A 21441-nucleotide genomic window follows, 5' to 3' on the forward strand; every position below is an offset into this window, starting at 1 on the left:
CCATTACATATCGTACATCTTTTTTTCTATCATATCGCTTATTTCTTTTAATTGCATGCTTCTGGAAGGATGTCTTAATTTCCTTAGAGCTTTTACTTCAATCTGCCTTATTCTTTCTCTTGTGACATTGAAGAAACTTCCAACCTCTTCGAGTGTTTTCATTTTACCGTCAAGTAAACCATATCTCATTTTTAACACCGTAGCTTCCTTTGGCCTTAAAGATTCCAGAACTTTTTCGATTTCTTCTTTGAGTATCATTCTTACTGCAATTTCCTCTGGTTGATCGGCTTCAGAATCTTCTAAAAAATCCCCAATATAGGCATCTTCTTCATCAGAACCACTTATCGGGGCATCTACGGAAATGATTTCTTTAGTGGCCAATAAAATTTCATCCATTTTTTCCAACGGTTTATCCAGTAATTCGGCTAACTTCTCGGTAGTAGGGTATTCACCAGTTTCTTGGAGATGTTTTCTAATTACTATATTCATCCTGTTTATAGTTTCAACCAAATGAACAGGTATTCTAATTGTCCTAGCTTGATCAGCTATAGCTCTTGTGATTGCTTGCCTAACCCACCAAGTAGCGTAGGTAGAAAACTTAAAACCTCTTTTCCAATCAAATTTTTCTACAGCTCTAATTAAACCAATATTCCCCTCTTGAATCAAATCTAAGAACGTTAATCCTCTTCCCATATATCTTTTAGCTATACTGATTACCAACCTTAAATTTGCTTTCACCAATTCGTCTTTGGCTTTTTTGTCACCTTTTTTAGCTCTTATCGCAAGCTGCCTTTCCCTTGAAGGTGTTAAAAGTTTGATTCCCCCTATTTCCCTTAAATAAATCTTTATGGGTTCATTTACAGCAGAGTTATCAAATATCTGTGATTCCCTTTCTTGAAAAAGCTCTTCCAAATCCTCGTTAAAGAATTCTTCTTCCTGTTGGACCTGATCTTCTTGGAAAGATTCAATAATTTCTATTCCTTTGGATTCAAGCTTTTCATAAATCTTTTCTAAAAAACTTCCGTCAATTACATCAGATAAATTATGAGGTATACATTCATCTATATCTTGATAAGTTATGTTATTATTTTTCTTTTTAGCTATTTCAATAAGGCTTTCCAAACCTCTTTCAAGTTCTTCTATATAACATTCTTTGTCTCTTTTAACTCTAATTTTATCCTGATCAACGATCTCTATTTTTTCAATTTCTTCTATTAATTCTGAAAAATCCACATTGTTTTTAAGCTTTTCCATCTATCAGTTTACCTCCATAAGGAAAGTTATTAGATCGTTTTTGAAACATATAAAATCCCTTTTTAAAAATATGAAATCTACTATTTAATTGATTATTTTTAGTTTAGAATAAAGTTGTATGATTTCAGACGTAATATTCGTTTTCTCCGAAAGATCTTTTGTTTCATGAAGTTTTTTCTTCAATTCTTCTATTTGTTGGTTTATTTTAGTTCTTCTAATACTTTCTTTTAATGAAGAAAGAATTCGTTCAGGATTAAAGAAATATTCTATCTTCCAAACTTCTACTATCAAATCACTTAGTTCTTTTGAAGAATTTTCAAGCAGAAACCCAATATCTGAGTTTTGTGAGGTTAAAGTAAAAAATTCCTTGAGTAATTTATTGGAAAAATCTTCCTCCCTAAAATGATTTTTGAGTATTTCTCTGTATTGAGGATATTTAATCCATAGGTATAAATAAGATTTTACAATATCGTATCTTATATCTTTTTCTACGTAAAGGGTATCTTTCGGTTGAGAATAAGTCTCATTTGAAGAAGAACTTTCAGGTATGAGAGTAGACGTTCTTTCTAATATTTTTTGAATGTATCCAGCGCCTTTTCCAGTCTTACTTGAAATATTTTCTATAAAACCTTGTAAATAACTGATTCTTCCAACATCTTCGATTTTTTTATACCATCTTGACATTTCTTTCAAATATTTTTCTAAAGCGAATTCATTACTTAAATCGTATTTTTCTGCATAATAATCTACGATGAATTCATGAAACTTGTATGAACTTTTTAATATTTCGGCAATGTATTTGCTATCGTGTTTTTTGGTTAACTCATCTGGATCTTTAGCGGGATACTTCGAAACTGCTATTTGAAAATCTTTAGCAAATAAAGCATCGACAGTGGATAAAGTGACTTTTCGACCTGATTCATCCATATCGTACATTGTAACCACTTTGTTGGTCACTTTCAATAATTCAAGAACATGATCCTTGGTAAAAGAAGACCCTAAGATTCCTACAACGTTTTTGAAACCTAATTTGTACATTGAAATTACATCAAAGTAACCTTCAACCAATATCACAAAATCATTTTCTTTTATGAATTTTTTGTTTTTATAATATCTGTAAAGTATTTTAGACTTTTTGAAAAATTTATTCTCAGGAGTATTCAGATACTTGGGTGCATTCGTTTCTTCTTCTATTTGTCTACCCGCAAAGCCAACTAACTCTCCAACGTTGTTCCTGATTGGAATAATTAAACGGTTATAAAAAAACTCTTTATCCCCATTGATCATCAAACCCGTATTCTTTGCTATGTCTTTATCGAAAAGATTGTCTTCTATGACTTTTTGGATTTCTTGACCCGTGGCAAACCCCAATTCAAATTCTTCAACTAAATCTCTGTTTATCTCTCTTTTTTTAAGATACTGCCAAACTTTATGATTCGAAGAAAGATTGAGAAGATTAGAAGTATAAAGTTTGGAAACTTCTTCGTTGAAAGTTATCTCTACAGGTTCTTCTTTTTGAGTAATATCTAGTTCAATTCCAGCATAAGTAGCTATTTTTCTTAATGCATCCAAAAAACTAATTTGTTCGTATTTTTCCAAAAAAGTTATCACATCACCATGGGCTCCGCATCCAAAACAATGAAAGGTTTGAGTTTCTGGGAATATATAAAAAGATGGAGTATCTTCCGCATGAAAAGGACATAGTGCAGTGTAATTTTTCCCACTTTTAGAAAGAGACAAATAAGAATTGACGAAATCAACTATATCAACTTTGCTTTTAATTTCGTCAATTACTTTTTTCAGGCTATCATAATTTCTGCCCATAAAACTTCACTATTCCTTCAAAAATACGAAATAAATAATACAATACTCATCTTTTTGAAAATTGAGCTCTTTTCCTTGCTTTTCTCAAACCATATTTCTTTCTTTCTACCTCTCTTGGATCTCTAGTCAACAAACCTTCTTTTTTCAAAATAGGTCTCAAAGATTCGTCGTAGGACAGCAAAGCCCTAGCAATCCCAAGTCTAATGGCACCAGCTTGACCACTCAATCCCCCACCATTAACCCTTATGACTAAATCGAACTGTCCATTTGTAGAGGTAATTGTGAGTGGTTTTAAAGCTTCCATTTCCCATACTTCATTGCCTCTTAAATATTCTACCAAATTTTTGTATTCTTTACCGTTTATTTTAATCTTACCGCTTCCTGGCCTCAAATGTACCCTTGCAACGGCTGTTTTTCTTCTCCCCGTTCCATAATATTCGATAAGTTCTGCCATTCGAATACCTCCTGATTAAATATTTTCTAATTTTATCTCTTTTGGTTTCTGAGCATGGTGTGGATGATCAGGACCAACATATACCTTCAATTTTTTCATCATATGCTTGGCCAAAATAGTCTTTGGCATCATTCCCTTGACAGCCAACTTGATTATCCTTTCAGGATGTTCGCTATGCATCTGTTCAAAAGAAATTTCCTTTAGTCCTCCAGGATAACCACTGTATCTTCTGTATACTTTCTTTTCTTTTTTATCTTTCGAAAGTTTTATTTTTTCCGCATTCACAACAACAACAAAATCTCCACAATCTATATGTGGTGTATAGGTTGGTTTGTGTTTCCCTTGTAGTATTTTGGCAATCCTTGAGGCCAATCTTCCAAGTGTGTAATCTTTAGCATCGATCAAGACCCATTCTCTTTTTATATCCTCTTTTTTAGCGATATATGAAGGTTGCACTAATTTAGAATTCATTTCAAAAACCTCCTCATTCTTCTCTTCTTGCATGAGCAAAACTTGTTATTTTAGTTTTCTTCAATAGAAAATGCGAAATAGACGCATCCACAAAAAACTTAATAAAATTAAACAATAGTACTAGTAAAAAAAACAGCTGCAAACTTATCCCTATGTTACTAACAAATTGTGATGTTGGTTGATTCGTGTAAACTGGTATAGCTACAAAATAATTCAATCCGTATGCTACAACCCCTGTTAGTAAAGAAGAAATTACATAATTGATCCAGTTGTTTAATTTAACGAAATTTTTTAAGGTATACAATGTGGTTATAAAAGCGGTTCCGACTATAAAATTCATAAATATACCTATTAAACCACCATCACCTGCTCTGAAAATAAATAAAAAACTTTTTATTACAAGAGTAAAGAATCCAGGTAAAAAACCATAACCCATTGTAACTAAAATGATTAAACTGTCACTGGGGTCAAATTTTAAAAAAGGTAACAAAGGTATTATTGGGAATTCTATAAAAGTTAAAAGAAAAGAGAGCGCCGCAAATATCCCAACAATCGCAACCCTTCTACCATGCATAAACCGATCACTCCTCTACTCCATAAACCTCGACAAACTTCCTGTTGTTTTTTGTTTTGAATTTAACAACGCCGTCGATTTTAGCAAATATGGTGAAGTCTCGTCCTATTCCAACGTTTTCCCCAGGATGGATCTTAGTGCCTCTTTGCCTAACAATTATAGTTCCAGCCTTAACTTTTTTCCCGTCAGAAGCCTTGACACCAAGATATTTGGGGTTGCTATCTTTTTTATTTACATCAGAACTTTTTTTCGCAAAAAGTTGTAAATCTATTTTCATCTTCTATCTAACCTCCACCTTAAGATTTCTTGGGTAATCTTTAGATATAGCAACCAAACTTTTAAGCAAGTAATCTAATAACAAATTGGAGAGGTAAGTTTCTTGATTAAGCGAAATCTTTAAATATCCCTCTCTTTTCTCAAACTGTCCCAAACTTTCATTTTTTAGAATTTCTGCAACAAATTGAGTTAAAACACTGACAGCACTACAAACTATATCGTTGCCAAAAGAAGAAAATTCTGCATGTCCAAAAATTTCTAAACTGCGGTTTTGGGAATTGGTATAAACTGCAGTAATCATTGGAGTTACCCTTCAATTTCTTTTATTTTTAGTGCTGTAAACTCCTGCCTATGACCTTTTTCTCTTCTATAATTTTTTCTTCCTTCAAATTTGATTATTTTTACCTTCCTATCTTTCCCGTGTTCTACAACCTCGGTAATGACTTTTGCACCATCAACATAAGGTTGCCCAGCCTTTTTTTGGTCACCTTTGCTTAAATAAATAACTCTGTCTAAAACTACCTCGTTTCCTGGATCGACATTTTTTACTTTCTCAGTGTAGATAACTTGATCTTTTTCTACCTTGTATTGTTTACCATTAAAATAGACTATCGCGTACACATCTGCACCTCCGATCTCTCAGAATTTTCTAAAATCCATTTGCCTATTTTACCATCTAAATAAACTGGTAGTATTAATTAATTGTTAATTTTAAAAAAATAAAACTAGACATTTTCTAATATAAAAACTTTTCGATCACTTTAGCTTGATCAGGATAAATATATTTTATTTGATTATAAATCTCCCGTAATTGTACTTGCACGTCTTTATCAATATTGATACTGTTCAAGTAACTTTCCAAATCGTAACCGTTTTGAATGAAAGAAAATGGCTCTTGAAAGAAATCCGTCAGATTCTCTTTTTTCCATTGTTCGATTTCTTTCATCACATCAGGATAAAGATACTGAATTTCTCTCAAGGCTGAATTAATATTTTTTTCAAGTTCTTTAAATGGATAATCCAACTTCACAGAATTTAAATACCCCACAACGTTTCCCCCTGTGGAAACGAATTCAATAGGACTTTCAAAAAATGAAATACTTTCTTGTATACTTTTTAAACTAAGATAAACATAAACTTCTTCGCTTCGGCCATAATAAAGTAAAGAAGTGGCTATCTCTCTTGCCCAGGGAACAACAGTGTAAGAAGATAAAAGATCTTTCCCTTTAACCATACTGGTTAACACCTCGCTACCTGTGTATCCAACAAACCAAGCTGATAAATCAGAAGTTCCCGTTTTACCATGTAAATCCAAATCTAAGACGTTTGCTCTTTTCCCTGTCCCTTCCAGCACGACTTTTCTCATCAAAGTATTCATTGCGGCATATGAATCATTGGATATATCCTCAATCTTTCTTTCAATATTTGGGTGTCTTTTATATATTAAATTCCCTTTCTTATCGTAAACTTCAGAAATTATGTAAGGAGAAGGAATAATACCGTAATTTGGGAAAATTGAATAAGCTTTTGTAAATTCGTATGGACTTGTCTCCAGGGTTCCCAACGCCAAAGTTAAATCGTTCGGATATTTACCTTGAACACCTACAATATTTGAAAGAAAATTTTTTATTACTTCTATAGACCTTTGCGGAGATATATCTATATGCGAAGCAAGGTAAATAGAAGGAATGTTTATAGAATAGATTAACGCTTCTTCTAAAGTAACCGATCCTCTGTATGTTTTATCAAAGTTTTCTGGAGCCCAATCACCAAACTTCATGGGCTGATCTGGAAGCGTTGTATCTTTATAATAACCATTTTCCAAAGCTAAAAGATAATAAAACGGTTTAATAGCAGAACCAATTTGTTGTTGGGAATAAAAAACATCGTATTCCCCACCCCAAAAACTTAATATTTCACCAGTTTTGTTGTTGATCACAATCGCAGAGGTAGATGAATCTACAGTAACTGAATCGAATAAATTCTTATTAAAGGTGGTTTTTATAGTATACCCGCCACCTTTTAAACCTATATTTTCTTCCTCTGCTTTGATCCTATAAATTAAATTTAAATATCTTTCATCGTAGGTTTGAGGATAGAAAACCATTTTATCTAATTCTTCTTTAACGATATTTTTTTCTTCTATTATGAAATTATTAGGCAAGGAATTTAGAACTATCATCCCTTGATTCTTTGCTCTATCAGGGTATTTATAGGGATTGTAAACTTCTGGCCCGTTTATTATCCCTATTAAAACCAGCATCTCTGCGTAACTTATATTTTGTAACTCTTTTCCATAATATCTTCTTGCTGCAGCTCCAAATCCTGAAATGTCGTTCCCTAAATAAACACTGTTCATATAAGCTTCCAAAATTTCTTCTTTGGTATAAGACCTTTCTAAAAAAAAGGCAAGCATAATATCCATTATTTTTCTCTTAACAGTTCTTTCATTTGTTAGATATACTGTTTTAGCAAGTTGTTGAGTGAGTGTGCTCCCACCTTGAACTATAGAAAAGTTCTTTATATTTGTTAATGTGGCTCTCGTCATCGCTTTAATATTGATTCCATTATGTTCATAGAATTCTCTATCTTCCGTCCACAAAAGGAAGTATATTAATTCTGGAGGTATTTCATCTAACTTAACGTATTTATATTTTGTAGATAGTATTTGTTCCCCATTATCGAATAGATACGTATTGTATCTAGGATCCACAAGAAAAATAGAAGTTGAATTGTTGTAATAATCGTATATATAGAAAAACAAAGTAAAAAAAATTGCCATTCCCGTAAAAAAACCTATAATGAAACTCTTTATAAAAAACACCTCCACTTGTTTGCTGTATTGTGCAAAATGGTTCTTTATAATGCCTTAGAAACAATTTCCATATTCTCATTTGTGAAACAAATGATGTGTTGCTTTAGAAATGTTTTCCAAAATCTCTTTTGCTATGCAAACGATGTACCACGCAAATGATGTTACGCGAATTTGGGGAGTTTGAGGGGTGTAACCTTTTGCTGATTCTTGCAAAAGAGTTTTTTCATAATAAACTCTGATTTTGAACTTGGGGTTTTTAATGGGTGTCCTCCCTTAATGTCCCCCCTTAACGTCTGAGGATATCATACCATACTTAGATTTATATTTTTTGAAAATTTTAGTAATAAATTATATTATAAAAAATATTTTGCTTGTTTTTCAAAATTAAAAATGCTAAAATAATGGTGAAAGAATTTATCCCTATTAAAAATTTCTCTTAAAAGTATGAAAATCGTAATTAAATTGATAAAAAATAAAAATGCAGATGTAATCCCCAAAAGTATAATAGTTTCTGTCTAAATTTAATTGACTTAAGGAAACGCGAAAAAAATAATTTATTCAATGTTCGTAAGGAGGCTGAATATTATATGTCAGGACATAATAAATGGGCAAATATTAAACACAGAAAGGGTGCACAAGATGCAAAAAGATCCCAAATATTTACAAAACTCATTAGAGAGCTTACAATAGCTGCTAGAGAGGGTGGAGGAGATCCAGAAGCTAATCCACGTTTAAGAACGGCAATAGAAAACGCCAAAGCAGCGAACATGCCCAAAGACAAAATCGAATCAGCTATAAAAAAAGGAACTGGTGAATTAGAGGGCGAAGAACTAACCGAAATTATGTACGAGGCATACGGGCCAGGTGGAGTTGCACTTCTAATTTCTGTTGTAACTGATAACAAGAACAGAACTGCTCAAGAAGTTCGCCATGTTCTGTCGAAATGGGGAGGGTCTTTGGCAGAATCAGGTTCTGTTTCGTGGAATTTTGAACGAAAAGGACTAATAACAATCCCCAAAGAAGAAGTCGAAGATATCGACGAATTAATGTTACTCGCTGTTGAAGCCGCCGCAGAAGATTTGAATGAAACCACCGACCCTTTAGAAATAATCACCGCTCCAGAAAATCTAACTCAAGTCAGGAATGCTCTAAAAGAAGCAGGTTATACTGTTTCTGAAAAGCTAACCTTTTTACCTAAAACAACCGTTAAGCTTTCTGACGAAGACGCCGAAAAATTATTAAAGTTGCTAAATGCCTTAGACGACATGGATGACGTTCAAGAAATATTTGGAAATTACGAGATTGACGATGAAGTAATGGAGAGACTAGCTGCAAATATGTAAGATCCCATAGGTGGGGACGTAAAGTCCCCATTTTAATTATTAGGGAAAGGAAAATAGAAAATGAAAAAATTTCCTTTACTATTAATATTAATTGTGTCGATAATCTCCACCTCGAGTTTCGCCTCCAGTCCATCAAAGGTGCTGTTTCTAAGTGATTTTGCTGGAACCTTGAAAAACGAATTTATTTTTGATTTAAAATTTGCAGATATTTACGAAACTAAGTTCAATTTTGACTTTGAATCTTTAGAAGACGAAGTTCGATTATCGAATGTTGATAATATAATTAATTATTTCAAATTTGATCAAGTAGGCTTTGAATTCTCGTATAGAAATCCAGGGAATAGAAACGATCCATATTTTTTAATAGGAAATTTTAATAGTTTTAGCATGGTTTTAGACGATTATTTTGTGCTAACATTTAGTGATCTAGAATTTGGTGTTATCTTCGAAGAATCGCTTTTTAATATGTCCTTTTGGACTAAGGTCACGGATCTTTCTCAATCAAAAGTTGGTTTGACTATAGCAAATTCAAATAAATTAGGCATATCTCTCGGATTTGAAGATATTATGAAATTTTATTTTCGAGCGGGAGATTTACTTTTTTCTTTGGATGATAATGCTGTTGACTCTGTTTATATTTTGAATCAGGATTTTCTATTGGAATACAATTCGAGCACCAAATCTCTTTTGGTTGATTCGATTTACTTCGATAAAAATGATGAAAATTTCTATTTTCGTATACCTGTTACCAAAAATTTATTTCTGATTTATTCAAATCTTGGAACAGGAATTTCTTTTTATATAGAACTCCTGCGTGAAAATAACTAAAATTGGAGGAAAAAGATGCCAGAATTTTATTCTTCCCCTTTTGATGACGAAGATTACAAAGTATTTTTGAAAAAGTTGGTAACTCATTTCAATCTAGACCTCTCTGGGTACAAACAACACAGAGTAAGACGTAGAACGGATATATTACTCAAAAAATACCAAGTCAATTCGTATGGTGAATATCTGGAATTATTGTTAAAAAATAAAGATAACTGGCATGAGTTTTTAGATAAACTCACCATTAACGTCACTGAATTTTTTAGAAACCCAGAGAAATGGGAATATTTAAAACAAGAAATAATCCCTGATCTCATGAAAAATCAAAAGCCAACGTTAAAACTCTGGAGCGCAGGCTGTTCTACAGGAGAGGAACCGTACACTCTTGCTATCATATTACATGAGTTAGGTATTGCCAACAAATCAACAATAATTGCTTCAGATTTTGATGAAGGAGCTTTACAAAAAGCCAAACGCGGGATATATAATGAAAAAAGTTTAATAAACCTAAACGATGAATATATAAGAAAGTATTTCACAAAAATAGAAGAAGATAAATACGAAATAAAAGATTTCATCAAAAATAATGTTACTTTCAATAAAATGAACCTCCTATTTGACGATTTTGAAAAAAATTTTGACTTAATCATATGTAGAAATGTTGTCATATACTTTGACAACGAGGCTAAAGAAAAGCTATACAAAAAATTCTACGATGCTTTGGATCCCGGAGGAGTGTTGTTTGTAGGTTCCACGGAAAGAATTTTCAACTACAAGGGTTTTGGCTTTACTTCCATTGCTCCTTTTTTTTATAAAAAATGATATTGTAGATAGAGGGTGGGCTGCGGGGTGAAAGGGCGCTATTTATAAAGCTTTAGAGTTTTTAAAGGTGGAAAAATTAAAGGTTGAGGAGGAAATAAATGAAAAATATAAAAACAATGACAATGGAATGGACAGGAAACAGTCTAATCTTGATAGATCAGAGGTATTTACCCCTCGAAGAAAAGTATGTGGAATGTCAGACTTATCTCGATGTTGCCAATTCAATAAAAGACATGGTAGTAAGAGGAGCTCCCGCTATAGGAGCGACCGCAGCATTTGGCTTTGTTTTAGGGGCAAAAGAGTTTTCCTATCTATCTGACAAAAATCTATTTTTAAACAAATTGGAAGAAGTAAAAAGTACCTTATCTAAAACCCGTCCTACCGCCGTAAACTTATTTTGGGCGTTAAACAGAATGGATAAACTTTTAAAAGATAGCATCCAGAATAAAGAAACAAATCAACTTGTAAGTATATTGGAAGAAGAAGCTTTGAAAATCGCTTATGAAGATATTGAAATAAATAAACAAATAGGTAAGAACGGAGAGTCTTTGTTAAACGACGGGGACACCGTTTTGACACATTGCAATGCAGGAGCTTTAGCAACCGTTGATTATGGAACCGCTTTAGGGGTTATTAGAGCAGCAGTAGAAAACGGGAAAAACATCCAGGTCTTTGCAGATGAAACGAGGCCCTACCTTCAAGGAGCAAGATTGACCGTTTGGGAATTGGTTAAAAGCGGTATCAAAACTACTCTAATTACTGACAATATGGCAGGTTGGGTAATGAAACAAGGAAAAATAAACGCTGTAATAGTAGGAGCCGATAGAATTGCTCGTAACGGTGACGTTGCAAACAAAATTGGAACTTATTCTGTCGCTGTTCTAGCAAAAAGACATGGTATTCCTTTTTATGTTGCAGCTCCTCTTTCAACTATAGACATAGAAACAAAAAATGGTGAAGGTATTCCCATCGAAGAAAGGAATCATAATGAGGTCAGATTTTGCCATAAAACTCGTTTAGTGACAGACGATGTAAATGTATACAACCCTGCTTTTGATGTAACTCCAAATGAATTAATTACAGCGATAATTACCGAAAAGAAAGTCCTAAGACCTCCCTATGAAAAAAACATAGTGAAACTATTCTAACTTGCTCCTGTTTGCAGCACTGTGCAAAAAATCTTTTTTAGTTTGCCCCAGAGTGCAAACAATGTTTTTTTGCAGCTTTGTGCAAAATGATTTGTTTGCAATGTTTTAGAAATGTTTTCCAAAATCTCGTTTTCTATGCAAACGATGTACCACGCAAATGATGTTACGCTGTTTTGGGGTTCTTAAGGGGTTTGCCCTTTAACGTATGGAGGTGGATACCCTTTGAAAATACTTGTAATTAGCGATCTACATATTCCTATAAAATCAGACTTGAAAAGTCTAGACAAATTAAATATTGGGCTTTATGATCAAATATTCTTACTTGGAGATATCGTAGAAATCGAAGTATTGAATTACTTAGAAAATCAAAAGCCCATACTTCATGCTGTGTATGGAAATATGGATGATTTTTATGTAAAAAAGCGACTCGCCGAAAAACTGTATTTAGAATTATTTGGCAAAAAAATAGGTCTTATCCACGGTCATCAAACGGGTCCTGCTGTACCTGATAAGCTTTTGAATTATTTTAAAAAAAGGATCGATTTGATGGTCTTTGGACATTCTCATCATCAAGAAAAATTTGAAATAGAGGATACTTTGATATTGAATCCGGGGGCTTTTTGCGAAGGAAATTATGCTGAAATAGAACTGAATGAGAGTATACTTGAAATAAAATTACTACATCTTTAATTTTACATTAAGCTAATCAATATATTTTAGGTATCTTTCGTTTATCTCATTATCTTCTATGATATTCGAATAGATTTTTGCAAAGTTTCTTAAACTGATATATCTGATTTTATCATCTATTCTGTATAGTCCAGTTTTTAAAAGATGATTGTTGATTTTAATATCACTTAGAGAATTGTAGATATATCCGAAAATCTTCACATTATTTTCCAAAGATTGATTTATCTTGTATAAATTATTAACTAAATAACGGCATTTTAAACTATCATCCTCACCTGTAGCTATATTTTGAGTTATTAAAAAAGGCAGGTTATATTTAAAAGAACATCTTTTTATTACTTCATCAAGGTCAATATTATTCTTTCCCTCTGAAAGTTCTCTTATCAAAGAAGTAGATTCTTCTGAATTTGAAGTAAAATCATTGAAATTTATTCCGATAAAATCTATATCAGATTTTTTAAAAGCGATTTTCTCAAAGAAAGAACTTTCTCCCTTGACAATCACATCCATAAAAGAAAAAACAAAATCCAGCATATCTTGTTCATCAACATTGAATTCTTCACTTACCGATACTTTAGCATAAGGGTTAATACTTTTTATAATTTGAACACTTTTATCATAAAGATTGAAGAGATTTTGAACTGTTTCATGTAATGCAGTATTATCAACATCTGTACCTTTGAAAAATCTTCGTTTTAGGTATTCGGTAGTATGATTCAAAACGATATAATATTGAACGTTGTATTTAAAAGCGGAGACAATCTTTTCGATACTCTCTATAAATATCGAGATTTTTTCTTCGTTTTTTATATTATCGATAGCTTCTCTTTTATTGTAGGAAAGAAAATCAAAATCGATGAGGTTTACGATAGGTTCAATCTCCTTTTTACGTAGTTGTTCTATAAAGTTATTATACATAGCACAAGAACAAAAAGGGTCAAGAAATAACAAATCCCAATTTAGATTGAAACTAAAAGAATTAATTTTTTTCAACCTCTCCAAAAAAGATAATTGCTCATACAAATCTTTTTCTACGTTTTCAAATATTTGGTTTTTCGAGCCTTCCCTTGAATTTCCTAAAAAAGACAAGAAAGGGGAATTTACCCCCCACACAAAGGATTTCGGAAAATTTACATTTTCCAAATGCAACACCTTCTTCATTCGTATCTTAACGCTTCTATTGGGCTCAACTTTGATGCTTGGTTTGCAGGGTATATACCAAAGAATAGGCCTATTGCCGCAGATACCCCAAAAGATAAAACAATCGATTTCCAAGTTATGACAGCGGTTAATCCGAAAGCTCTACCAAAATATACTATCAAAGTGGAGAGAAGCCCACCCAATATCATACCTATTATACCAGCTACAACCGTTAAAACTACACTTTCAACTAAAAATTCCATCAAAATCCTACGCCTTGTGGCTCCGATGGCCATCTTTATACCTATCTCTCTTGTTCTTTCTTTAACGGTAACGAGCATAATATTCATTATTCCTATTCCGCCAACAACTAACGAAATTGCGGCTATTCCTACCAGTATCACATTCATAATACCCGTTATTTGATTAACAGCTTCTAAAATAGCATCTTGACTTAATATACTGTACTTATCAGAATCTCCGAATTTTCTATAAAGATAAAAGTCCGTCCCCATGGTTACCAACTCTGCAGAGTTTTCATCTACTGCTGATATAAAAACAGAACTAACCCTTCCATTCATGTGAAACAGCCTATAATCTGCTACGTTATGTGGGAGTATGATCATATCATCAACGTTAAACAACAACCTGCTGCCTGTTTTTTCTATAACCCCCACTACTTCAAAAGAAACTTTTCGACTACGAGAATTTCCACTTTGAATAATATTGATTCGTTCACCTACAACATTTTGTCTACCAAATAATTTATTAGCTATATTATAACCTATAACAGCGGCCGACCTTAATTCTTCTTCGTCAGAGTTATTTAACTTTCTTCCATAAGCAATCTCTAAGTTCATTATATCAAAAAAACTAGGCGAAACTCCAAATACCGATCCTGAAGTTGTTTCTCCACCACTTTCCACGGTCAAATTTGAATTTAAAACGCCCGAGGCATTCTTTACTTGTGGAACCATATTCTTAATATTAACCGCATCTTGAAACTCAAGGGGCTGAGAAGCGAATCTGGAATACACAGTGGAGTTAACCATAATAATATTGGACCCTAGAGAAGAAACGGTATTGTTTATTTCTTGCCTTGCTCCAGCCCCTATAGCAATTATAGTCATTACTGCTCCAACACCTATTATTATTCCCAACATTGAAAGAAACGTTCTCAACTTATTAGAACGCAAAGATCTAAAGGTCTCTTTAAGTATTTCCAACTGTGTTCACCTCTATCGATTGGATCTTCCCATCCAACAATCTTATCGTTTTGAACCCTTCATCCAACATTCTCATATCGTGAGTGACAACGACCAACGTTTTACCCATATCGTTCAACTTCCTAAATATTTGAAGGATTTCTTCTCCACTTTTTGTATCAAGGTTCCCTGTTGGTTCATCAGCTAAAAGAAAGGCTGGATCGTTAGCTAAAGCCCTTGCTATAGCTACTCTTTGTTGTTGGCCGCCCGATAGTTGAGTTGGCCTATGATTTATCCTATCACCAAGCCCTACTAACTCTAATTGTTCTTTTGCTATCTCCCTTCTTTTTTTCTGAGGTATACCTGAATATATTAGAGGGAGTTCAACATTTTCTAATGCACTCAACTTTGGAAGTAAATTGAAACTTTGAAATACAAATCCTATCTTTTTATTTCTTACCCCTGCCAATTCTCTGTCTTTCATTTTAGAGACTTCTACATTTTCGATGAATATCTGTCCTTTTGTAGGTTTATCCAAACAACCAAGGATCTGTAACAAAGTTGATTTACCGCTTCCTGAAGGTCCAATTATTATAGCATACTCACCATCTTCAACTCCGAAAGATACACCGCGTAGGGCTTCAACTTTGACTTCCCCAACATCGTATATTTTCCATACCTCTTTCAATTCCATCACTGCCATCAAAATCCACCTCTTCTAGAACCAGAACCTTGAGGAACAGCGCCTGGAGCAACAGGCACTCCAAATGGAATACCATAATTTTGCATTATTCTTTGTGTTTCTTCTTTAGATGGCAATATCAAAACCTTATCACCTGGTTTTAAACCCTCCGTTATTTCAACCATGTTATCCGATTCTTTCCCGGTTTGTACTTGAACAGGTTCCATACCACCTTCTGCGGTCTTTTTGTAGACTATTTTTGCCCCATTAACTCCCTCATGAATGGCGTCTTTTGGTACTGCTACCGTGTTCTCTAATTTTAAGGTAACAATTTCCACATCCGCTGTCATTCCGGAAATCAGGTTATTTTGAAGATTATCTTGTGTAAATTCAATCTCAATGGGTATAACAACTACCCCCATATCCGTTTGAGTAGTTGGACTAATCCATGTTACTTTACCCGGTTCTTCTAAATTCAAAGGATCTATTCTTATTGTTGCATCCATCCCCTCATATATAAATGGAAAATCTATTTCATCAACCGCAGTTTCAACTTTTATTGTGTTTCTATCCACTATAGTCAATACCACACTTGTTGTCCCAACAATATCATTCTTTGAAATATTTACCGCATTTACTATCCCTGAAACAGGGGCTTTTATTTCAGTTGCTTCCAAATTCTTTTTGGCTTTTTCCAACTGTAACCTTTTTACTTCTTTCAATCGTTCACCTACGTTGGTTGACGATTCATAATCATTTAAGGCATTCAAATATGCTATTTGATAGTCAAGATCATCTATTTTAGCTAATATCTGACCTTCTTCAACCACGTCCCCTTTTTCTACGTATACTTCGAATATTTCTCCGGAAACTTTTGGAATTACGGATTCAATCTCAGCTGTTATATTTCCCACCACTTCAATCGAATCTCCTACACCGTCTGATTTCACTTCATATTCTAAGTATACTGGTGGTAATCCACTTGATTCAGGATTTGTAAGTGAACTTTGCCTCGGGAAAAATATTATCCCAACTACCATGACTATAGCTACTATCACTATCGTCCATATCGTTATCTTTCCTCTTTTTTTCAATTTATATCACCCCATATGTCCACGTAGTATTGCTGCATTATTCTTAATTCATTTGTCAGAATGTCGTTTTCCACCTTTTCACTAGCTAATTGTGCCCTTCTCAACGATATTTCTGAAAATTTTAATTCCTCTTTTGTTATGTATCCTTGATCACTTAACTCTTTATTTCTATTGTAATTTTCCATAGCGTTTTCTAAATCTATTTGTTTTATTTTAACGTCATAATTCAAAGTTTTTCTGGTTGTTTCCAAATTTCTTATCGCATTTTCAATTTCTATTATGCTTTCATCATAAGTCAAAGCGGCAACGTTTGTTTTCATACTATCAGACGCCAACTTTCTTTCACCTTTATCCAAGATAGTTAATTGAAATCCTACACTTATACTGATTTTATCAAACCAATCTTCCCCATCTTCCGTTCCTTTAAATGGATTCATAGAAACACTTATGGTGTTGAAGGGCAGGTAAGGAATGAACCAGAAATTACTTTCTATTTCCGATGCCTCTTCTTGAAGTTGTAACGATTTTAAATCTAGCCTTTCTTCGATATTCGTTGGATAGTTTTGATTTTCTTTTATTATTCTTTCTACAATATCTTTTGTTTGGTTGTACAGTTCATCTGTGTATTCAAAATATTCTAGGGGTGCGTTGCTTGCCTTTAGAGTTTCTAAATTCTTTTGTGCAGTAAGTATCTGTTTTTTTAAGTTTTCTTTTTCGTCTTCATCGGTTGATAAGTTGTACTGTTGGTTCAGTATTTCTATTTCATCTTGGTACGTTTGAATCATCTCTTCGTTGTAATGTCTGGTGAATATATCTTCTATCGTCGTTATGAGTTCATTTGTTTGAGCCGTGTAATATTTAGAGAGCACATCGTAGTAACTGCTTTCAGTTTTCAACCTTTCAGCCCTGTCGATTATTGTAAGATCTCGAGATAAAGAGATTGCTATCTCTGATGCTTCAGGGAATTCTATTGTCCATTCTTCTGTATTTAAAGTAAACGGGAATGAGACACCTACCTGTGCTCCCCATACTTCTAAGAAGTTTACATCCAAAGAAATCTCGTAACCTTCTAAATCTCCTTCTCCTCCAAAAACCAACCCACTAACGGTTGTTGTCCCTGCTGGGATTATCCCTGTTTTCATTGTATCAACAGATATTCCCAAATATGGAACAAAGAATTTGTCTATTTTGTTCATCTCTAATTGTGCTCCACGTAAGTTCAACTCCGCTTGGGTATAGGCTGAACTTTTCTCTAAGTTTTGTTCGTATAACTCTTCGAACGTCATCGCAAATATACTCAGGATTCCTACGGGAAGGGTTATTACTAAAACTATAAGTTTTTTCACAATCCTACCTCCTCAAGGCTCCTTCCTGTTTCTATTATGTAGTTTATGTATGCTTTTATGTAATTTCTTACACTTTCATAATAACTCTTTTGTGATGTTAAATAGTTTATGTTTGCGCTGTTTAACTCCAATTCAGATACCAATCCTTTGTTGAATCTATCCTTTGTGTCGTTATATGTACTCTGAGCTAAGTTCATTCTTTCTTCTAAGTTTTTCACACTTGTGTAAAGATTTTCTATACTATTTTTTGTTGTTTTATGTGCCTCAATCAATGTATCTTGAGTGTCTTGCAAACTTAAGATATTTTTTTGGTGAGTTATCTCCGCTATCCTTTTGTCATAAGACGATGCATTGGCTGGTAAGTTGTTGAGATCGTATTGTGAAATATCTAAGTTTATTTGTGCCATTTTTAGATTGTAGTTGTTGTTTAAATATTCCTCATCACTTACGAATATGCCTTCATACGCTGGAACATTTATCTCTATTTGGTTGTAATCTCCTTCGTATAATTCTTTTAAGTTGTCTTTGGCGGTTTCTAAATTTAATTGGGCACTTTCCAAATTGTTCTGTGCATCACTTACATCGAGTTCAGAACTTTTAAGGTCGTCTCCTGAGATTAATCCGTTATCGAACAACTCAGTGTTGTTGTCGTAGGTTATCTGTGCATTTTTTAACTGCAAATCCGCTGTTTTTACGTTTATTTCTTCAACGAAAACATCCAAAACTCTGTCTACTATATCACCGTAGTAATCTTTCATAGAGGTATTGTAGTTTGAAAGACCTGAGTAATAACTTAATTCCCCACTTAATTCTAATTTCCTGTTCGTTGCCTCTATCTTAGCCTTGTTGTAATCGAGGTTAGTCTTTTCAAGATCAAGCTGTGCGGTTTTGTATATTGTACTACTTGCTTTAGCTGTATCAAATACCTCTGTTAAACCTGCTGAAAACATCCCCGTCACTAAAATCAAGGTAAATGCTATCAATACTACTTTCTTCATCTTTTTTCCTCCTTTGGTTTTTTTTAAAATAATAAATTCACAAATATATTTCTAGTATAAAATCTTTCACTTAAATACAGCTTAAAAATTTTCTTTTTTCTAAAATGAATGTTTAAACAACCTCTTTTGCTGACAATTAATCTTCTCAAAAGCTCTTAGAAGAATAATTTTTCTATAACATTTGCATATTTTATTATATTGTTATAAAATATAAGTGATATACAATTTATTTTTACAAAGGGAGGCTTTTATGAATAACAATCAAAACAGAAGAGGGTCCCTCATTGGACCGCTTTTTATATATTTTATTCTCGCTATGCTTATTTTTATGAGCATTTCTCAGTTAAATACATCGAACATCACTGAGATAAGTTATACCGATCTCGTGAACTTAATAAATCAAGACACGATCATAAGTTTGCAGATCGACACAAGTGGCCTTATCCGAGCGAAAGCCAAAAATGGACAGCTTTTTCAGGTTTATGCCCCAACTTTGCTTATGGATCAGGCTTATGTTAGAGCATTAGCAAACGATGGAATTAAGGTTGAGTATATTAAAAACACCGGGGCAAGTTGGTGGGTTACTATGCTTATCTATATGTTGCCATTAATAATACTAATGTTTTTTTGGTTTTGGATGTTCAGAAGATCTGGAACTGGAGATGGAATACCAGGAGCCAATTACAGGAGAAACCCTGCCAGAAGATACGATTCTAAAAAAAACAAAATTACTTTCAACGACGTGGCTGGAATCGACGAAGTTAAGGAAGAGTTAGAAGATATAGTTAATTTTCTAAAAGATCCTAAAAACTTTAGTGCATTGGGAGCAAAAATGCCTAAAGGTGTTCTCTTGTCAGGACCTCCGGGCACAGGAAAAACTTTGGTAGCTAGAGCTGTTGCAGGTGAGGCTGACGTGCCGTTTTATTTTATGTCGGGTTCCGATTTCGTAGAATTATTTGTAGGTGTGGGAGCAGCTAGAGTCCGAGACCTTTTTAAAGAAGCAAGAGAGAACAGCCCCTCAATAATTTTCATCGACGAACTTGATGCCGTTGGAAGGCAAAGAGGAACAGGCTTGGGTGGAGGTCATGATGAAAGGGAACAAACTTTGAACGCTTTGCTGGTTGAAATGGACGGCTTTGACCCCCGAGAAGGCATAGTAGTAATGGCAGCAACAAATAGACCAGACATCTTAGATAAAGCACTCTTAAGACCGGGAAGGTTCGACAAAAAAATATTCTTAGATGTACCTGATTTGAGAGCTAGAGAAGAAATTATAAAGATTCATCTAAGTGGGAAAAAAATCGCAGACGATATAGATGTTAAAAGTTTGGCTCAAAGTACCCCTGGTTTTGTCGGAGCTGATTTAGAAAATATGGTAAATGAAGCAGCTTTACTAGCAGCGAGAGACACCAGAGATCACATAACTAACGATGATTTCCAAGAGGCAATAGAAAGGGTGATCGTTGGCCCTGCTCGTAAATCACGAAAGATAACACCAAAAGAGAAGAAAGTTATTACCTATCACGAATTGGGCCATGCTTTTTTAGGTTATCTTTTACCTTACGCGGATCCTGTTCACAAAATCACTATAGTTCCTCGCGGACAAGCGGCTTTAGGTTACACGATGCAACTTCCGACTGAAGATAGATTTTTAATCACAGAACCAGAAATAAAGGATAAAATAGTCGGTATGTTAGGAGGAAGAGCTGCTGAGGAAATTGTATTCAACGAAATCACAACAGGAGCAGGAAACGATTTAAAGAGAGCCACCGAGCTAGTAAGGGAAATGGTTGCCCAATTAGGTATGAGTGAAAAGATCGGACCCATTGCATGGGGTGAAGAAGAAGGAGAAATATTTTTAGGAAGAGAAATAACTCGAATGAAGAATTTTTCCCAAGAGACTGCCAAAGAAATTGATTCAGAAATCAAGAATTTTATTCTTAGCAGTTATGAAAAAGCTAAGAACTTACTGTCAGAAAATAGAAAACGCCTTGACCTTTTAGCTATTTATCTGTACAATAAAGAGAATATTTCTGGAAAAGAGTTCAAAAAAATGATGGAAATGGACATAGAGGAGCTTAATACCTACGTTTTAAAAGATAAAGATGTAAAAGAAAAGGATCTTTTTGTGTCTTATGCATAAAATACAACAAACAAATTAATTTTGAGAGGGGAGTCGTATGTCTTCAAATTATAATAAAGATAATTTAATCACACGATTAAAAAGAATAGAAGGTCAGGTTAGGGGCCTTCAAAAAATGCTGGAAGAAGAGAGAAGATGTGCAGATATATTGACCCAGTTATCTGCAGTGAAAGGAGCTTTGAACAAAACCGCAGAAGAAATAATGAAAGGTTACACAAAAAGTTGTATATTAGAATATGAAGAATCTGGAAACGAAAAGATGTTAGATGAATTAATACAAGTCTTGTCTAAATTTAGAGAAATATGAATGTAGACAGGACAAATAATAAAAATTCTT

General features: G+C 33.7%; 22 protein-coding genes. 7 read left to right on the forward strand and 15 right to left on the reverse strand.

Features of this window, described 5'->3' with window-relative positions; translation table 11 throughout:
* Nucleotides 1-3: 3 nt before the first annotated feature.
* The 9 genes from rpoD to AD60_RS04260 all read right to left on the reverse strand — a co-directional run bounded on the left by rpoD (nucleotide 4) and on the right by AD60_RS04260 (nucleotide 7635).
* Nucleotides 4-1254 carry an RNA polymerase sigma factor RpoD gene (rpoD, locus tag AD60_RS04220; RefSeq protein WP_103876416.1) on the reverse strand — a complete coding sequence of 417 codons (1251 nt, stop codon included), beginning with the start codon at nucleotides 1252-1254 and terminating at the stop codon, nucleotides 4-6.
* A gap of 84 nt (nucleotides 1255-1338) precedes the next feature.
* Complete coding sequence (gene dnaG / locus AD60_RS04225; protein ID WP_103876417.1) at nucleotides 1339-3078, reverse strand: DNA primase; 1740 nt, start codon at nucleotides 3076-3078, stop codon at nucleotides 1339-1341.
* 46 nt (nucleotides 3079-3124) lie between these two features.
* Nucleotides 3125-3532, reverse strand: coding sequence for a 30S ribosomal protein S9 (gene rpsI / locus AD60_RS04230; RefSeq protein ID WP_103876418.1), 408 nt, complete (start codon nucleotides 3530-3532; stop codon nucleotides 3125-3127).
* A gap of 15 nt (nucleotides 3533-3547) precedes the next feature.
* Nucleotides 3548-4003: a 50S ribosomal protein L13 gene (rplM, locus tag AD60_RS04235; RefSeq protein ID WP_103876419.1), complete on the reverse strand. Its 456-nt coding sequence runs from the start codon at nucleotides 4001-4003 to the stop codon at nucleotides 3548-3550.
* Between the two features lie 13 nt (nucleotides 4004-4016).
* Entirely contained in the window at nucleotides 4017-4577 is a 561-nt protein-coding gene (locus AD60_RS04240; protein WP_103876420.1) for an ECF transporter S component, read from the reverse strand.
* A gap of 7 nt (nucleotides 4578-4584) precedes the next feature.
* On the reverse strand, nucleotides 4585-4854 hold the full coding sequence (gene rpmA / locus AD60_RS04245; RefSeq protein ID WP_103876421.1) for a 50S ribosomal protein L27: 270 nt from the start codon (nucleotides 4852-4854) through the stop codon (nucleotides 4585-4587).
* A 3-nt stretch (nucleotides 4855-4857) separates the two neighbouring features.
* On the reverse strand, nucleotides 4858-5154 hold the full coding sequence (locus AD60_RS04250) for a ribosomal-processing cysteine protease Prp (RefSeq protein WP_103876422.1): 297 nt from the start codon (nucleotides 5152-5154) through the stop codon (nucleotides 4858-4860).
* A gap of 5 nt (nucleotides 5155-5159) precedes the next feature.
* Entirely contained in the window at nucleotides 5160-5474 is a 315-nt protein-coding gene (gene rplU / locus AD60_RS04255) for a 50S ribosomal protein L21 (RefSeq protein ID WP_103876423.1), read from the reverse strand.
* 115 nt (nucleotides 5475-5589) lie between these two features.
* The gene (locus AD60_RS04260) at nucleotides 5590-7635 is read right to left on the reverse strand and encodes a transglycosylase domain-containing protein (RefSeq protein ID WP_134080020.1); all 2046 of its coding nucleotides are present in this window, start codon (nucleotides 7633-7635) and stop codon (nucleotides 5590-5592) included.
* 620 nt (nucleotides 7636-8255) lie between these two features.
* On the opposite strand from AD60_RS04260, the gene AD60_RS04265 reads away from it, so the two are divergent.
* The 5 genes from AD60_RS04265 (at nucleotide 8256) to AD60_RS04285 (ending at nucleotide 12496) form a co-directional block, all read left to right on the forward strand.
* Nucleotides 8256-9011 (forward strand): YebC/PmpR family DNA-binding transcriptional regulator, encoded by a 756-nt coding sequence (locus tag AD60_RS04265; RefSeq protein WP_103876425.1) that lies wholly within the window; start codon nucleotides 8256-8258, stop codon nucleotides 9009-9011.
* A gap of 60 nt (nucleotides 9012-9071) precedes the next feature.
* Entirely contained in the window at nucleotides 9072-9839 is a 768-nt protein-coding gene (locus AD60_RS04270) for a hypothetical protein (RefSeq protein ID WP_103876426.1), read from the forward strand.
* 15 nt (nucleotides 9840-9854) lie between these two features.
* Nucleotides 9855-10658, forward strand: a complete 804-nt coding sequence (locus AD60_RS04275) for a protein-glutamate O-methyltransferase CheR (protein ID WP_103876427.1) — start codon at nucleotides 9855-9857, stop codon at nucleotides 10656-10658.
* A 98-nt stretch (nucleotides 10659-10756) separates the two neighbouring features.
* Nucleotides 10757-11806 carry an S-methyl-5-thioribose-1-phosphate isomerase gene (gene mtnA / locus AD60_RS04280; RefSeq protein WP_103876428.1) on the forward strand — a complete coding sequence of 350 codons (1050 nt, stop codon included), beginning with the start codon at nucleotides 10757-10759 and terminating at the stop codon, nucleotides 11804-11806.
* Between the two features lie 222 nt (nucleotides 11807-12028).
* The gene (locus AD60_RS04285; RefSeq protein WP_103876429.1) at nucleotides 12029-12496 is read left to right on the forward strand and encodes a metallophosphoesterase; all 468 of its coding nucleotides are present in this window, start codon (nucleotides 12029-12031) and stop codon (nucleotides 12494-12496) included.
* Nucleotides 12497-12508: 12 nt separating this feature from the next.
* Here AD60_RS04285 and AD60_RS04290 read toward each other — a convergent pair whose 3' ends face one another.
* From AD60_RS04290 to AD60_RS04315, 6 genes are all read right to left on the reverse strand, one after another.
* Nucleotides 12509-13585 carry a hypothetical protein gene (locus tag AD60_RS04290; protein ID WP_134080018.1) on the reverse strand — a complete coding sequence of 359 codons (1077 nt, stop codon included), beginning with the start codon at nucleotides 13583-13585 and terminating at the stop codon, nucleotides 12509-12511.
* A 68-nt stretch (nucleotides 13586-13653) separates the two neighbouring features.
* Nucleotides 13654-14862 carry an ABC transporter permease gene (locus AD60_RS04295; RefSeq protein WP_103876431.1) on the reverse strand — a complete coding sequence of 403 codons (1209 nt, stop codon included), beginning with the start codon at nucleotides 14860-14862 and terminating at the stop codon, nucleotides 13654-13656.
* On the reverse strand, nucleotides 14849-15547 hold the full coding sequence (locus AD60_RS04300) for an ABC transporter ATP-binding protein (protein WP_103876432.1): 699 nt from the start codon (nucleotides 15545-15547) through the stop codon (nucleotides 14849-14851). Before AD60_RS04300 ends, AD60_RS04295 begins: the two co-directional genes overlap by 14 nt.
* Nucleotides 15544-16617 carry an efflux RND transporter periplasmic adaptor subunit gene (locus tag AD60_RS04305; protein WP_103876433.1) on the reverse strand — a complete coding sequence of 358 codons (1074 nt, stop codon included), beginning with the start codon at nucleotides 16615-16617 and terminating at the stop codon, nucleotides 15544-15546. The genes AD60_RS04300 and AD60_RS04305 overlap by 4 nt, the downstream gene beginning before the upstream one ends.
* The gene (locus tag AD60_RS04310; protein WP_103876434.1) at nucleotides 16614-17963 is read right to left on the reverse strand and encodes a TolC family protein; all 1350 of its coding nucleotides are present in this window, start codon (nucleotides 17961-17963) and stop codon (nucleotides 16614-16616) included. The genes AD60_RS04305 and AD60_RS04310 overlap by 4 nt, the downstream gene beginning before the upstream one ends.
* On the reverse strand, nucleotides 17960-18961 hold the full coding sequence (locus tag AD60_RS04315) for a TolC family protein (RefSeq protein WP_103876435.1): 1002 nt from the start codon (nucleotides 18959-18961) through the stop codon (nucleotides 17960-17962). Before AD60_RS04315 ends, AD60_RS04310 begins: the two co-directional genes overlap by 4 nt.
* 250 nt (nucleotides 18962-19211) lie before the next feature.
* Here AD60_RS04315 and ftsH point away from each other — a divergent pair, with 250 nt between their 5' ends.
* The gene (gene ftsH, locus AD60_RS04320; RefSeq protein WP_103876436.1) at nucleotides 19212-21104 is read left to right on the forward strand and encodes an ATP-dependent zinc metalloprotease FtsH; all 1893 of its coding nucleotides are present in this window, start codon (nucleotides 19212-19214) and stop codon (nucleotides 21102-21104) included.
* A gap of 37 nt (nucleotides 21105-21141) precedes the next feature.
* Nucleotides 21142-21411: a metal-sensitive transcriptional regulator gene (locus tag AD60_RS04325; protein WP_103876437.1), complete on the forward strand. Its 270-nt coding sequence runs from the start codon at nucleotides 21142-21144 to the stop codon at nucleotides 21409-21411.
* Nucleotides 21412-21441: the final 30 nt, after the last annotated feature.

The sequence above is a fragment of the Petrotoga sp. SL27 genome (assembly GCF_002924605.1).
Taxonomy (GTDB): domain Bacteria; phylum Thermotogota; class Thermotogae; order Petrotogales; family Petrotogaceae; genus Petrotoga; species Petrotoga sibirica.